Genomic DNA, 13,652 nt, shown 5'->3' with positions numbered 1-13,652 from the left:
ACCCGCTGGATCACTTTCCACTGCCGGGGGATCACCTCCAGCGTCTCGGTGACATCCTCGCCCAGCTTGCGCAGCCGATCGCTGCCGCAGCAGGTGCAGGTGGTCGGTGCCGGCTCGACCACCCGCTCGCGCGGCAGATGCTCGGGGAAGGGCTTGCGCGCCGGCCGGATCCGGGTGAAGGCCACCACATTGGTGGTCTTGGCCACGGCCTGTTCGGCGGCGATCTCATCCTCGGTGGCGGTTGCTGCCAGGTCCTCGAACCGCAGTTCCATCTGGTCGATCAGCCGCGCCGTGCGTTCGGCGCGGGGGCCGTAAAGCGCGCGGTTCCTCGCCCCGATGACCGGCCTCGAAAATACGGAGCGTCTTTGGCTCGAAATCCCGGCCTTCATCCTTGGGCACGGCGAGATAGTCGTACTGGATCTGGCGCAGGCATTCGCGGCCGATGCCGGACGTGCTGACATACTGGCGAGCAACCTGCGCCTGGTTGCGCATCACCAGGGCGGTATCGATGACGGCATTGACCGCCACGGTAATGCCGGGATCGCGGTCGGGCTTTTGGTACTGGCAGCCGGATCCATGATTCAGGTCGAGCATGATCTGCCCCTAAAATGGGATTTCGTCGTCGAACGGGGTGCCTGACCATCGCCCTCCATCCCGACCACATGACCGCAGCCGAGCGCCTCGACGAAATCGCCGAGATTCTGGCGGCCGGGGCCATGCGCCTGATGGCGCGGAAGTCCACTCGTTTATCTGCTGACGCCGGAGACTGTTCCGTCGACTTCACCGCCAACCAGAGCGTCCATGGGTCTGACCGCAATTGCAGGAGACCCCGTAAATGACAACCGCGATCCTCACCCAGGTGGCCGAATTGCCCACCCTGCCGACGCCCAAGTTGAAGGCGATGTGGCGGGAGCTGACCGGCACCGAGCCGCTGCCCTACAACCGCACCTTCCTGGTCAAGCGACTGGCCTACCGGATTCAGGAACTGGCCTTTGGCGGGTTGTCGGTGCAGGCCGAACGTCGCCTCGACGATCTGGTCGACGCGTTGGACGGCAAGAAGAAACCGAAACCCAAGGACATGACAGCCCCCATCGTCGGCACCAAGCTGATCCGGGAATGGCAAGGGGTGATGCAAGAAGTGACGGCGCTGGCCGATGGCTTCGAATGGCAAGGGCGCCGCTACCAGAGCCTGTCGGCGGTGGCCCGCGCCATTACCGGCACCCGGTGGAATGGGCCGCTGTTCTTCGGGTTGCGCAAGCATGGCAAGCTGGAGGCCGTCCGATGATCCCGCCCAAGCCCATGCGGAAGACCCGCTGCGCCATCTATACCCGCAAGTCCTCGGAAGAGGGCCTGGAGATGGAATTCAACAGCCTCGACGCCCAGCGGGAATCCTGCGAGGCCTATATCGCCAGCCAGAAGGCCGAAGGCTGGGTGCCGGTGCCCGACCAATACGATGATGGCGGCTTCTCCGGCGGCAATCTGGACCGCCCGGCCCTGAAACGCCTGCTGGCCGACATCGAATCCGGGCTGATCGACGTGGTGGTGGTCTACAAGATCGACCGCCTGTCGCGCTCGCTGATGGATTTTTCCAAGCTGGTCGAGGTGTTCGACCGCAACGCCGTCACCTTCGTCTTGCGGTTCCGTCATTGGTCTGGTTGGCACCTTGAACCCATATCCCCTGGTTGAGCGAAGGATTCGCCATGACCGGACGGACGGTTTCGTGAAGAAACCGTCCGTCCGGTCATGGCGTCAGGCCCCATCCAACAGCACATTGCCGGAGGGCACAAAGGTGGGGCACAATGGGGGCGGAAGGCCAGTTTCGCCAGAGAGTGAAACGGCGGAACTCCTTGATTTTCAAGGAGTGGCGGAGAGGGTGGGATTCGATTATCGCGCCCCACAACCCGCAGAAATCCTAGGCTTCCGGCAACCCGAAACTGCCCTTGGTGTAACAGTCCGGGGTAAGGATGGCAAGCCTACAGGATGGTGGCGAACTTGCGCAATTCGCTCACCGTCTTGGGCAGGCGCTGGGCTTCCAGCGTGTCCAGATAGTCTTGGACGGTCTTGGGCGGGTTCTTCAGCCGCGCCCGGCAAGTCCGCACCGATTCCAGCACCCGGGCGAGATCGAGGTCGAACTGGTAGCGGACGAAGTCATCGGGGTGGATCACCTCTAGCCCATAAGGCTCCAGGGCGGCGGCGGGGAAGTCCTTCAGGTTGAAGGTGACGATGGCGTCCGCCCGGCAGTGATAGGCGGCGGCGATAACGTGGCGGTCGTTGGCGTCCGGGCAGTTCTCGATGACGTCGATCATAGGTTCGTGCCCGCTAACGAGGCTATCGCGGGCATGAAGGTTCATCAGGTCGCGGACCCGTTCCAGATCCTCCCGTTTCAGCTCCGGGCGCTTCTCGATCAGGTTGTTCATCCACTCCGCATGGATTTGCTCGCTCCAGCGGGCGCGGAAGAGGTCGGACAGGGTCAGCTGCATCAACAAGTCGCGCAGTGGTGCCGGATACAGCACACAGGCATCCAGCACCACTGTGAAGCGACCAGCCATCAATAGCCCATCCCCAATTCCTGCGAGGCACGGGCCAATTCGTCCAACGCATTAGAGCGGTCGGCGAACAGCCGGTCCTTGTAGGCCTTGACGTCCTGGAAGCGGACGCGGCGATGGGTGCCGACCTTGTGGAAGGGCATTTCCTGCTTCTCCAGCAGGCTGATGAGATGCGGACGCGAGACGTTCAGGAAGTCGGCGGCCTCCTGGGTCGTCATCTCGGCATGAATCGGGATCATGGTGACGGCGTTGCCTTCCGCCATCTCGGTCAAGATGTGGGTCAGCAGACGGGCGACGGATTGGGGCAGGACGAGGGTCTGACCGTCCTGCAATTGCACCCGCAGCTCCTCGCGGGCGTGGCCCGCAAGAATACGTCCGGATTCCTCGGCGATCCGGGCCTCGGCTTCCGTAGGCACGACCGGGTCGTAGGCCTTCAGGTCCGACATTGGTTTCTCCCACCCTTTGGTCATTGGTTGGCGCGGGTTTTCCTCCACGCCCCTTCCATATGGCACTCAACCGCAATAAACGCAACATCCGAAGCAAGCGCAACAGATCGCGACGGCGATAAGCGCCTTCATCAGGCCGCGTTCGTCAGGGTCAGGGAATCCAGTGTCATGGAATCTTGGCCCGCCGACATGTTCACCTCGGCGAGAAACTGAAGGACGTCCTCGCGGCCAAACTCGCCGTCCGCATCGGGATCGACCGAGGCGGCGACGCTTCCGGCCACTCGGGCAAGCGTGTCCCGCAATCCCAATTGAGTAATGGCAACTTCCTTGATCCGGAAATCCTCGGCACCACGACCGAGACGTCCGAATTCAACCGCCACGCCTTCCGCGATCAGGGGCTTCAAATTGGCGATGGTGTTTTCCAGCCACCGTTCCTTGGCGGCCTTCAATTCCTGAAGATAGGCGCTGCGGTCGTACTGATACATCAGGAAGCTGGGGCGCAAGTCCTTGCCGCCGACATAAATATTCCTGTCGCCTTCCTCGCCAAGCCTGACCGAGATGGCCTCGTCCAGTTCCTCGTTGAACGCAGCGAGGTCAAGGCCGGATTCCACCTCGTCAAACGACAGCTTCGTTCTGGCAAGGTCCGGACCTGCGGCTTCTTCCAAGCTGAGCAGGATTTCCACAAGGTTGGCAAAGGTCGAGACGAAGATGTTGATCTCGGTTCGCCCGATCATGGGGCGATATGCCATTGGAGAATTGGCACACTGGAGCGCCGTGCTTCAGCGGGCGGAAATCCGACTTTCGGACTATCGCGAGACGCTGACCAGCGTCTTCGACCAGCGGCGGCAGGCATTTTTTTTCGTGGATTCCCCTTACAGGAAGGCGCGGAAAGGCGCCGCATCCGCCGCTGAACGCTACTACGGCAAGTCGTTCGACGTGGACGAACTCGGTCGCCAGTGCCAGCGCATCTCCTTCTCGGATCAGCCAGACGCCAAGGTGTTCAAATGCTTCATCCTCGGCTTGGCAGCCAAGGTCGATCTGATATGAGAGATGCGTCAGTTCGACGCTGGCGGTTTGGCACCACCAAACGCCGATCTGTCCTTCGCCTGCTGACGCCATTCGGCTTCGGTCAAACCCATCTCGAAATCGCCCAAGACCGATAGCAAAGCCTGCTGGTTCTTGCCCGTTGGCGACGCCTCATCCGCCGATGCTGGACGTTCGGAAATGGTTCCCTCCAGGACGGCGACGGGAACGTTCATCGCCTCACCGTCACCATCGATGCCCAGGCAAGCAGATCCCATCTGGTAGGTGATGGACAGACCGTCCCGTCCGTCCTTCATCTTTCTGACGAACAACTCCATCCCTAGGCTGGTCTTGCCTGCTCGCAGAACGAAGTCGCAAGCCCCTTCCAAAACACTGCTACCACGCAACTCGTCGGCTTCTTTCGGCGTATGGTGAACGACCAGAACGGTGCATCCAAGGGCACGACGGACCAGTTCGACCGCTTCGACGAACCTGGCCATGTCGCCTTGGCGATTCTCGTCGCCGTCACCAAAACAGCGGGACAGCGTATCGAAAACCACCAACTCGATCCGTTGCCCGTCGAAATGGTGATGAATATCCTGAATCAGGTGCTCGACCGCATCGGCGTCCATCATGTTGCAAGCATGTGGCAAAATGCGAACGTTGCCACATTCCGCAACCGGCAGTCCGTGATGCTGGTGCCACGCCTTGGTGCGATTCTGCAATCCTCGTCCGCCTTCACCAGAAACGATAACGGCATTGCCTTTGACCGTCTTGCGACCGAAACAGGTCAGCCCATGGGCGATTGACAGGACGACCGACAAGGCGAAGAAGGTTTTTCCGGCTCCAGGCTTGCCATACAGAACACCGATGGCATCGGCGGGCACCAATGACTTAACCACCCAATCGGCGGGGGGCAGGGCCATGATTTGCTCGACGGTCAGCAGGCGGTTGCGAGGGTGGAAACCTTCGTCCAAAGCGGATTGCAAGGAAATTTGGTCGGGAGCCTTAAAGGCTTTACGGTCTTGGTACATGGTTCATGCTCCGAGTTGTTCGCCAAGCGGAATGCGTTGGCGGACAGGACGTGTTGTCGTCGGAGTGAATCGCTTAAGCATGACGGGCTTGCGGTTCCGTCATTGGTCTGGTTGGCACCTTGAACCCATATCCCCTGGTTGAGCGAAGGATTCGCCATGACCGGACGGACGGTTTCGTGAAGAAACCGTCCGTCCGGTCATGGCGTCAGGCCCCATCCAACAGCACATTGCCGGAGGGCACAAAGGTGGGGCACAATGGGGGCGGAAGGCCAGTTTCGCCAGAGAGTGAAACGGCGGAACTCCTTGATTTTCAAGGAGTGGCGGAGAGGGTGGGATTCGAACCCACGGTGAGCTTGCACCCACACCGGTTTTCGAGACCGGCCCATTCGACCGCTCTGGCACCTCTCCGCATGAAAGATGGACCCCGGTCGTTGGGGAGGCGCGGAACTTAGCGCAAGTGCGCGCGCTCCGCAACCCCCGACTCGCCAGGTTTTGACGGAAATCTCGACGATTATTTCGCCGAGATCACCATCACCATCTGACGGCCTTCCATCTTCGGGATCTGTTCGATCTTGCCGATGTCTTCCAGGTCGTCGCGCACTCGCTCCAGCACCTTCATACCCAGGTCCTGGTGGGCCAGTTCGCGGCCACGGAAGCGCAACGTCACCTTGACCTTGTCGCCTTCCTCGAGGAACTTGCGCATGGCCCTGACCTTGACGCCGTAATCGTTGTCGTCGATGGCGGGGCGCAGCTTGACTTCCTTGACCTCGATGACCTTCTGCTTCTTCTTCGCCTCGTTCTTCTTCTTCTGGGCTTCGTACTTGAACTTTCCGAAATCCAGAATCTTGCAAACGGGCGGGTCAGCGTTCGGTGACACCTCGACAAGGTCCAGTCCGGCTTCCTCGGCCATCAGTAGGCCTTCGCGCAAGGACACGACTCCGATCATTTCCCCTTCGGCGCCGACCAAACGAATGGTGCGGACATCGATCTCTCGGTTGACGCGCGGCCCGTCGTTCTTGGGCGGCGTCTGCATTGGCGGCCTGGCTATGTAACCATCTCCATCGGTTCGAACTCAGATACAAGGGGTGGTCTGCCGTGTCACCCCCACGGCCAACCCCTCAAACTTCAAGGGAAAGCGCGCCCCAGGTCTCAGCCCGGAAGCGCGGCATCCGACACGAGTGTAGCAACTGCTTGGTCCAACGCAATGATTTCTTGGGCTTGGGAGCCCAGGCGACGGATCGCCACCGTGCGTTCCTCGGCCTCGCGGCGGCCAACAACCAACAACACCGGCACCTTCTGGCCGGAATGTTCGGCCACCTTCTTGTTGATCTTTTCGTTACGCAGGTCGATCTCGGCGCGGATTCCCTGGGCTCGCAGGGCATCGACCACCTGATGGGCGTAATCGTCGGCATCCGACACGATGGTCGCCACCACCACCTGGACCGGGGCCAGCCACATCGGGAAGCGGCCGGCATAATTCTCGATCAGGATGCCGAGGAAGCGCTCGAACGAGCCCAGGATGGCCCGGTGCAGCATGACCGGGCGCTTCTTCGAGCCGTCCTCGGCGGTGTAATGGGCGTCCAGACGCTCGGGCAGGACGAAGTCCACCTGCAGCGTGCCGCACTGCCAGTCGCGGCCGATGGCGTCGCGCAGCACGAATTCCAGCTTGGGGCCGTAGAAGGCGCCCTCGCCGGGATTCAGCGTGGTTTCCAGCCCGGCCGCCTTGGAAGCCTCCAGCAGCGCCCCTTCGGCCTTGTCCCAGATGGCATCCTCGCCGGCCCGCTTTTCCGGCCGGTCCGAGAATTTGACCCGGACCTCGGTGAAGCCGAAATCCTTGTAGACCGACTTCAAGAGCTCGCAGAAGGCGATGGTTTCCGAGGTGATCTGATCCTCGGTGCAAAAGATGTGGGCGTCGTCCTGGGTGAAGGCGCGCACCCGCATGATGCCGTGCAGCGCGCCCGACGGTTCGTAGCGGTGGCACGAGCCGAACTCGGCCATGCGCAAGGGCAGGTCGCGATAGCTCTTGATGCCGTGACGATAGATCTGGACGTGGCACGGGCAGTTCATCGGCTTGATGGCCAGCTCCAGCTCTTCCTCGCCCGAGGTGGCGACGAACATCGAGGCGCGGAACTTCTCCCAGTGGCCCGAGGCTTCCCACAGCTTGCGATCGACCAGTTGCGGCGTCTTGACCTCGACATAGCCGGTGGCTTCCAGGCGGCGGCGCATATAGGTTTCCACCGTCCGCCACAGCGCCCAGCCCTTGGGGTGCCAGAACACCGAACCGACCGCTTCCTCTTGCAGGTGGAACAGGTCCATTTCGCGGCCCAGGCGGCGGTGGTCGCGCTTTTCCGCCTCTTCCAGCATGTGCAGGTAGGCGTCCAGGTCCTTCTTGTCGAACCAGGCGGTGCCGTAGACGCGCTGCAGCATCTCGTTCCTGGAATCGCCCCGCCAATAGGCGCCGGCCAGCTTCATCAGCTTGAAGGCCTTGCCCAGCTTGCCGGTCGATGGCAGATGCGGGCCGCGGCACAGATCGATGAAGGCGCCCTGGCGGTAAAGGCCGATGGGCTGGTCGGCCGGGATGGCGGCGATCAGCTCGGCCTTGTAATGCTCGCCCAGGCTTTGAAAGAAGGCGACCGCCTTGTCGCGCTCCCATTCCTCGCGGGTGATGGCCTCGTCGCGCTCGACGATCTCCTTCATCTTGGCCTCGATCTTCTCCAGATCCTCGGGCGTGAAGGGGGTAGCGCGGGCGAAGTCGTAATAGAAGCCGTTCTCGATCGACGGGCCGATGGTAACCTGGGTCTCGGGATAGAGTTCCTTGACCGCCTCGGCCATGACGTGGGCGGCGTCGTGACGCAGCAATTCCAGCGCGTCCGGGTCCTTGGCCGTCACGATGGCCAGCTGGCAATCGGTGGTCAGTGTGGTCGCCAGATCCTTCATCACGCCATCGACGCGGATGGCCAGGGCGGCCTTGGCCAGGCCGGCGCCGATGCTTTGCGCGACCTCCAGCCCGGTCACCGGACCGGGGAACTGGCGGACATTGCCGTCGGGAAGGGTAATGGCGACCATGGAAGATGCTCTCTTTGTGACCGGGTCAAACGAAACAGGTGACAGTAAGGCGTTTGGATTTCAAGTCAAGGCCGCCGCAGACGGATCAGCGTCGCCTCGGGCGGACAATTGAAACGCGCCGGAGCAATTCCCGCCCCCACGCCGCGCGAGGTGTAGCCCTGCAAATCGCCCAATTGCCAGGCGCCGCTGGCCAGATCGGTATGGCGGCGCAGGGCATGGACCAGCAATCGTCCCCCTGGCAGGCAGATCTGGCCGCCATGGGTATGGCCGCACAAATAAAGCCGGTAGCCCAGTTCGGCGGCCAACCCGGCGATCTCGGGCGTATGGACCAGGGCGATGCGGAAGCCGTCGCGATAGGCCGCCAGCGCGTGCTCGGCCGCCGGGGTGAAAAACGAGTGGATGTCGTCCAGCCCGACCAGATGGATCACCTGCCCATCCCGGTGCACCGCCATCCCTTCGTTCAACAGCACCCTGACGCCGGAACGCTCCAGCGGCTCGACCAGGTCGGCCTGGTCGTGATTGCCCAGGACCGTGACGATGCCATCCGTCGCCGTGATCGCCGCCAAAACCCGGGCAAGCAAATCGACCGCCGCGGCGCCGGCGGGGCGGCCAAAGGACTGGATGTCGCCGGTGATCACCGCCAGGTCGGGACGCAGGGGGCGGATCAGATCGGCCAACCGGGCCTCGCCCTTGGGCACCGATCCGACATGCACGTCGGACAGATGCAAGATGGTGTAGCCGTCAAAAGCCTCGGGCAGATCGGCGAAGGTCAGGACCTGCTGTTCGACGCGAACCGCCTGAGCATTGAACAAGGCCCGTTTTTTCAATCCCATCGCCGCCAACGCGACGTTGAACAGGCGCCGGACGGAATCCTTCGCGGCAACCAGCGAGCGCCGCTCGCCGTCCTGAGCGGTCTGGATGCCATCTTCGCGCAACCGCAATTCCAACTCGACCCGCCGCCGGCGCCAGACCTGACGAAGAGGATCGTGTCCGTCGCTCACCACAGCAATTCCGTCACTTTGCGCGCGACATCGTCCACCGCAAGCCCGGCCAGATCAGGTGCCCGCACCACCCGAACCCGCCCGCGCGGCGCGCACAGATCGGGATCGCTGTCCGGGCCGAACAGCACCAGGCCCGAGCAGCCGGCGGCGGCGACCAGATGCATCGGGCCGGTATCGTTGCCGACCGCAAGCCGGGCCTGGCGAGCCAAGCCCAGGATGTCCTGGAAACTGGTCCGCCCGGTCAGGGCCACCGCCTGCGGACAGGCGGCGACGACAGCATCGATTTCGGCCTGTTCGTCGGTGGTGCCCAGCAGGACCGGCGTGATGCCGCGCGCGGCCAGCCAGGCCGCCAGTTGGCCGAAATGCGCCGCCGGCCAGCGCTTGCCCGGCCGATGCCGCGCGCCCCCCGCGCATAACAGGGCGAACGGATGCGGCAGACCGAAACGGGCGATGTCGGCGTCGGCCCAGGCCAGATCGGGGGCAACCATCGGGGCCAGGCCGGCCATGGCCAATTGTTCGGCCTGACGGTCCAGGGTGTGCATGAAATCGCGGCGGGGATTGGCGTGGGGCAGCGCGCAGCCCTTGGCGATGCCCGACCATTCGACCCGCCCGCCCATCAGCCGGAAATACCAGCCCGAGCGATCCGAGGTCTGCAGATCATAGACCCGGTCGAAGCGGCCCTGGCGCAGCCTGTCCTTCAGCGCCGCCACCTTGCCCCATTGCCACCATTTGGGCTTGTCGTCGATCCACACATGGTCGAACCACGGGCTGGCGGCGGCCAGCTCGGCATAAGCGCGGGTGGTCAGCAGGGTGATCTCGGCATCGGGGTGGACAGCGCGGATGGTGGCGAACGGACCGAAGGCCTGGACGAAATCGCCCAGGGCGGCGAGCTTGACGACCAGAACCCGCCGGATCACGTCATCTCCAGGGGAATCAGCTCCTCCTGGCGGGCGACCGGGGCCTCGCCGGACAGGACCTCGCGATAGACCGCCAACGTGCGGGCGCACATCGCTTCCTTGGTGAAGTTGGCGCGCACGAAACGCTGGCCCAGATCGGCGATGGTGCCGCGCTCGGCCTCGGTCAGGGCCAGGAAGCGCCCCACCGCCTGGGCCAGGGCCGAAGCGTCGCCGGGTGCGGCCAGCCAGCCGGTGCGGCCATGGGCGACGATCTCGCGCGGCGCGCCGTGATCGGTGGCGATCACCGGCCGGCCCATGGCCTGCGCCTCGATCACCACCCGGCCGAACGCTTCCGGGTCGGTCGAGGCCGACACCACCACGTCGGTCAGCATATAGGCGGCCGGCATGTCGTTGCATTCGTCGACGATGTGGACGACATCGGTCAGATCGCGCTTCTTGACCAGATCGACCAGTTCCTGGCGATAGCTGGCCCGGCCCTGATCGGAGCCCACCAGCAGGCAGCGGATATCGTGGCGGCCCAGTTCGGCCAGCGCCTCGATCAGCACCGCCTGGCCCTTCCAGCGGGTCAGCCGGCCGGGCAGCATGATCACCGGATAGCCATCGGGCAGACGCCAGCGATTGGCCAGTTGGATGATACGCTCCTGGCTGACGCGGGTGGGGTCGAACTTGGCCAGATCGACGCCGCGATGGATGACGCGGATGCGCTCGGGCTCGAGCCCATAGACCCGGCGAGTATGCTCGGCGATGAATTCCGAGATGGCGATCACCCGCTCGCCCTTGGTCATCACCGCATTGTACTTCTGCTTCAGGCCGAACCAGCCCAGATTATAGGTACCGTGGAAGGTGGTGACGAAATGGGCGTTGGTCCGCTGGGCGGCACCATAGGCGCTCCAGGCCGGCGCGCGCGAGCGGGCATGCACCAGATCGACGCCCTTGTCCTCGATCAGGTGGATCAGGCGCTCGGTGTTCTTGCGGATCACCAGCGGGTTCTTGGACGCCAGCGGCAATTCGATATGTTCGGCGCCGGCGCGGATCAGTTCGCGCACCATCGGCCCGCCGGTCGAGGCGACGATGGAACGCCAGCCGGCCTGGGCCAGGGCGGCGGCGACATCGACGGTGCCGCGTTCGACGCCGCCGGTCACCAGAGCCGGCAGGACCTGCAGCACGGTGGGTTGACGTTCGCCGCCCACGGGGGCATCGATGGAGGAAGAATTCTCGATGGTCATGAAAGGCAAGCACAATGGCTGACAAGGACAAGGACGGGGTCCCCCCCATCGCGGCCGGGATATTAGCACGCGATTCCGGCGCGTCCATCGCCTACAAGCGTTTATCGGGAAAAGGCCCAGGAATCGTCTTCCTGCACGGTTTTCATTCCGACATGGAAGGCACCAAGGCCCTGGCCCTGGAAGCGATGTGCCGGGCCCAGGGCCGCGCCTTCGTCCGCTTCGACCTGTTCGGCCATGGCACCAGTTCCGGCAAGGTGGAAGACGGCTGCATCAGCCGCTGGGCCGAGGATGCGGTGGCGGTGCTGGATCAGTTGACCGAGGGGCCGCAGGTGCTGGTGGGCTCCAGCCTGGGCGGCTGGCTGGCCCTGCTGGCGGCGCTGCGTCGCCGCGACCGGGTTGTCGGCCTGGTGGGAATCGCCGCCGCCCCCGACTTCACCGAGGATCTGATGTGGGCCGACTTCACCGACCAGCAGCGCCGCGACCTGCTGGAGCAAGGCTTCGTTACCATGGAGAATTGCTATGAGCCCGAGAACCCCTGGCGCATCCCCCGCCTGCTGATCGAGGATGGCCGCAACAACCTGCTGCTGGTGGATAACATCAACCTGTCGTGCCCGGTGCGGCTGATCCAGGGGCAGAAGGACGCCGACGTGCCGTGGCAGACGGCCTTGAAGATCGCCGACCGGCTGGAAAGCCCCGATGTCGAGGTGATCCTGGTGAAAGACGGCGACCATCGCCTGAGCCGCGATCATGACCTGGAACGGCTGGTGGCGGTGGTGGAGCGGCTGGTGACGGCGATTTAACGGCACGCGCATTTTCAATTGAACAACCAATAGTCTTAGGATAGTCAAAGATCGACAACCTGAAACCGACATCCCTGTGCGCCGGAGAGTTGCCGATGTTCGACAGCACGAAAACCAGCCTTCATGATCTGCTGACGCAAGCGGCCCGCGGCCACATCAAGCTTCCCGACTTCCAACGCGGCTGGGTCTGGGACGATTACGCCATTCGCAGCCTGATCGCCTCGGTTTCGCAGTCGTTTCCTGTCGGCGCGATCATGATGCTCCGGGCGGGCGGAGAGTTGACGTTCGGCACCCGTCAGTTGGAAGGCACACCGAAGACAGCCAAGGACAGCGAGACCTTGCTCTATCTTCTGGACGGACAGCAGCGCTTGACGTCGCTTTATCAAGCCCTGGTCAGCGACGAGGTCATCGCCACCAAGAACGCCCAGAAGCAGGAGATCAAACGCTGGTATTACATCGACATGGCGGCGGCGCTGGCTGGGGGCGACCGGGAAGAAGCCATCATCGGCGTGCCGGAAGACCGCATCTCCCGATCGGCCTTTGGCCGCGACATTCTGCGCGACCTGTCCGGCGACGCGAAAGAGTACGCGGCCTGCATGTTCCCGCTGAACAAGGTTTTCAACGCCGACCAGTGGATGATGGGATTCTTCCGGCATTGGGGCCACGCCCCGGACAAGAGCGAGTTCTGGTTCGCCTTCGCCAACACCGTCTTGGCGGCCTTCAAAAGCTATCACATGCCGGTCATTACCCTTGACGCCACCTCGTCTCGCGGTGCGATTTGCACCGTTTTCGAGAAGGTCAATTCCGGCGGCAAGAAGCTGGATTCGTTTGAATTGCTGACCGCCATCTACGCCGGCAGCGGGTTCAATCTACGCAGCGACTGGCTGGGCGGGCGCGACAAGGACGACACGACCGGAGCCGACGTGATCAAGGAGGGACGCCAGGCCCGGCTGGCGGATTTTGACGTGCTGTCCGACTTAGGCAACACGAATTTCCTGCAAGCGATCTCGCTGCTGCACACCCGAAATCGCCGTCTGAACGACCTGCAAAGCGGCAAGAGCGAAACCGACGCGGCTTCGGTGTCATGCCAGGGCCGCGCGATCCTGGCATTGCCGCTGGATGCCTATCGGACGTGGGCCGACCGAGTCGAGACGGGCTTCAAGCTGGCGGCCCGGTTCTTGCGGCGGCGCCATATCTATTGGGTGAAGGACGTTCCCTATCACACGCAATTGGTCCCTTTGGCATCGATTCTGGCGCTGCTTGGCGAGCGATGGGAACAAGACGCCGTCCAGCGCAAGCTGGCCCAATGGTTCTGGTGCGGCGTTTTCGGCGAGTTCTACGGCTCGGCGGTGGAATCGCGATTTGCCAAGGACGTCATCGAGGTTCCGGCATGGATCGAGGGCGGACCGGAACCCAGCGCGGTGCGGGACTTCCAATGCAGGATCGACCGATTGGAAAGCCTACGGTCCCGATTGTCGGCCGCCTACAAGGGTGTCCATGCCCTGTTGATGCAGCAATCCAGCACCGGCGCCAGGACCGCGCGGATGGCGTCGGCTGTGATCGCTGGCAACACCGCGCTGATCGTCGCGCCGG

The 13,652-nt window shown here is 63.3% G+C and carries 15 protein-coding genes and 1 tRNA gene; 5 read left to right on the top strand and 11 right to left on the bottom strand.

What is annotated here, in order from left to right:
* The coding region (locus A6A05_RS17115) for an IS66 family transposase (protein ID WP_425411948.1) at positions 1-461 on the bottom strand (461 nt) is incomplete at its 3' end.
* 374 nt (positions 462-835) lie between these two features.
* On the opposite strand from A6A05_RS17115, the gene A6A05_RS17100 reads away from it, so the two are divergent.
* Positions 836-1,285 carry a DUF2924 domain-containing protein gene (locus A6A05_RS17100; protein ID WP_068503928.1) on the top strand — a complete coding sequence of 150 codons (450 nt, stop codon included), beginning with the start codon at positions 836-838 and terminating at the stop codon, positions 1,283-1,285.
* Entirely contained in the window at positions 1,282-1,686 is a 405-nt protein-coding gene (locus tag A6A05_RS17095) for a recombinase family protein (protein ID WP_068503927.1), read from the top strand. The genes A6A05_RS17100 and A6A05_RS17095 overlap by 4 nt, the downstream gene beginning before the upstream one ends.
* 287 nt (positions 1,687-1,973) lie before the next feature.
* On the opposite strand, the gene A6A05_RS17090 is transcribed toward A6A05_RS17095, so the two are convergent.
* The 3 genes from A6A05_RS17090 to A6A05_RS17080 all read right to left on the bottom strand — a co-directional run bounded on the left by A6A05_RS17090 (position 1,974) and on the right by A6A05_RS17080 (position 3,726).
* A complete protein-coding gene (locus A6A05_RS17090) occupies positions 1,974-2,549 on the bottom strand; it encodes a PIN domain-containing protein (protein WP_068503925.1) in 576 nt (191 codons plus the stop codon).
* The gene (locus A6A05_RS17085; RefSeq protein ID WP_068503923.1) at positions 2,549-2,992 is read right to left on the bottom strand and encodes a helix-turn-helix domain-containing protein; all 444 of its coding nucleotides are present in this window, start codon (positions 2,990-2,992) and stop codon (positions 2,549-2,551) included. Before A6A05_RS17085 ends, A6A05_RS17090 begins: the two co-directional genes overlap by 1 nt.
* A 131-nt stretch (positions 2,993-3,123) precedes the next feature.
* Positions 3,124-3,726 (bottom strand): hypothetical protein, encoded by a 603-nt coding sequence (locus tag A6A05_RS17080; RefSeq protein WP_068503921.1) that lies wholly within the window; start codon positions 3,724-3,726, stop codon positions 3,124-3,126.
* Here A6A05_RS17080 and A6A05_RS17075 point away from each other — a divergent pair.
* Complete coding sequence (locus tag A6A05_RS17075) at positions 3,701-4,039, top strand: DNA adenine methylase (protein WP_156521120.1); 339 nt, start codon at positions 3,701-3,703, stop codon at positions 4,037-4,039. The genes A6A05_RS17080 and A6A05_RS17075 overlap by 26 nt on opposite strands.
* An 8-nt stretch (positions 4,040-4,047) precedes the next feature.
* Here A6A05_RS17075 and A6A05_RS17070 read toward each other — a convergent pair whose 3' ends face one another.
* From A6A05_RS17070 to A6A05_RS17040, 7 genes are all read right to left on the bottom strand, one after another.
* Positions 4,048-5,049 (bottom strand): AAA family ATPase, encoded by a 1,002-nt coding sequence (locus A6A05_RS17070; protein ID WP_082911039.1) that lies wholly within the window; start codon positions 5,047-5,049, stop codon positions 4,048-4,050.
* 318 nt (positions 5,050-5,367) lie between these two features.
* Positions 5,368-5,457 (bottom strand) — tRNA-Ser (locus tag A6A05_RS17065).
* A 103-nt stretch (positions 5,458-5,560) separates the two neighbouring features.
* Positions 5,561-6,082: a translation initiation factor IF-3 gene (gene infC / locus A6A05_RS17060; protein WP_068503915.1), complete on the bottom strand. Its 522-nt coding sequence runs from the start codon at positions 6,080-6,082 to the stop codon at positions 5,561-5,563.
* A 116-nt stretch (positions 6,083-6,198) separates the two neighbouring features.
* Entirely contained in the window at positions 6,199-8,115 is a 1,917-nt protein-coding gene (gene thrS / locus A6A05_RS17055; RefSeq protein ID WP_068503914.1) for a threonine--tRNA ligase, read from the bottom strand.
* Between the two features lie 65 nt (positions 8,116-8,180).
* Entirely contained in the window at positions 8,181-9,116 is a 936-nt protein-coding gene (locus A6A05_RS17050; RefSeq protein ID WP_068503936.1) for a metallophosphoesterase, read from the bottom strand.
* A complete protein-coding gene (locus tag A6A05_RS17045) occupies positions 9,113-10,033 on the bottom strand; it encodes a glycosyltransferase family 9 protein (RefSeq protein ID WP_342670033.1) in 921 nt (306 codons plus the stop codon). Before A6A05_RS17045 ends, A6A05_RS17050 begins: the two co-directional genes overlap by 4 nt.
* Positions 10,030-11,259: a glycosyltransferase family 4 protein gene (locus A6A05_RS17040; protein WP_068503912.1), complete on the bottom strand. Its 1,230-nt coding sequence runs from the start codon at positions 11,257-11,259 to the stop codon at positions 10,030-10,032. The genes A6A05_RS17045 and A6A05_RS17040 overlap by 4 nt, the downstream gene beginning before the upstream one ends.
* Positions 11,260-11,273: 14 nt before the next feature.
* On the opposite strand from A6A05_RS17040, the gene A6A05_RS17035 reads away from it, so the two are divergent.
* The gene (locus tag A6A05_RS17035; RefSeq protein WP_068503909.1) at positions 11,274-12,059 is read left to right on the top strand and encodes an alpha/beta fold hydrolase; all 786 of its coding nucleotides are present in this window, start codon (positions 11,274-11,276) and stop codon (positions 12,057-12,059) included.
* 95 nt (positions 12,060-12,154) lie between these two features.
* Positions 12,155-13,652: DUF262 domain-containing protein (locus A6A05_RS17030; protein WP_068503907.1), on the top strand; the 1,498-nt coding region annotated here is incomplete at its 3' end.

This window comes from Magnetospirillum moscoviense, assembly GCF_001650635.1.
Classification (GTDB): domain Bacteria; phylum Pseudomonadota; class Alphaproteobacteria; order Rhodospirillales; family Magnetospirillaceae; genus Magnetospirillum; species Magnetospirillum moscoviense.
Note: the sequence above shows the minus strand (reverse complement) of the source record. Positions and strands in the feature narration are given on the sequence as shown.

What these genes read in the sequence shown, in the direction of transcription:
- infC (WP_068503915.1), bottom strand. Translation starts at nt 6,082, where the DNA reads ATGCAGACGCCGCCCAAGAACGACGGGCCGCGCGTCAACCGAGAGATC.
- A6A05_RS17075 (WP_156521120.1), top strand. Translation starts at nt 3,701, where the DNA reads ATGTTGATCTCGGTTCGCCCGATCATGGGGCGATATGCCATTGGAGAA.
- A6A05_RS17100 (WP_068503928.1), top strand. Translation starts at nt 836, where the DNA reads ATGACAACCGCGATCCTCACCCAGGTGGCCGAATTGCCCACCCTGCCG.
- A6A05_RS17070 (WP_082911039.1), bottom strand. Translation starts at nt 5,049, where the DNA reads ATGTACCAAGACCGTAAAGCCTTTAAGGCTCCCGACCAAATTTCCTTG.
- A6A05_RS17090 (WP_068503925.1), bottom strand. Translation starts at nt 2,549, where the DNA reads ATGGCTGGTCGCTTCACAGTGGTGCTGGATGCCTGTGTGCTGTATCCG.
- A6A05_RS17040 (WP_068503912.1), bottom strand. Translation starts at nt 11,259, where the DNA reads ATGACCATCGAGAATTCTTCCTCCATCGATGCCCCCGTGGGCGGCGAA.
- A6A05_RS17095 (WP_068503927.1), top strand. Translation starts at nt 1,282, where the DNA reads ATGATCCCGCCCAAGCCCATGCGGAAGACCCGCTGCGCCATCTATACC.
- A6A05_RS17080 (WP_068503921.1), bottom strand. Translation starts at nt 3,726, where the DNA reads ATGATCGGGCGAACCGAGATCAACATCTTCGTCTCGACCTTTGCCAAC.
- A6A05_RS17035 (WP_068503909.1), top strand. Translation starts at nt 11,274, where the DNA reads ATGGCTGACAAGGACAAGGACGGGGTCCCCCCCATCGCGGCCGGGATA.
- A6A05_RS17085 (WP_068503923.1), bottom strand. Translation starts at nt 2,992, where the DNA reads ATGTCGGACCTGAAGGCCTACGACCCGGTCGTGCCTACGGAAGCCGAG.
- thrS (WP_068503914.1), bottom strand. Translation starts at nt 8,115, where the DNA reads ATGGTCGCCATTACCCTTCCCGACGGCAATGTCCGCCAGTTCCCCGGT.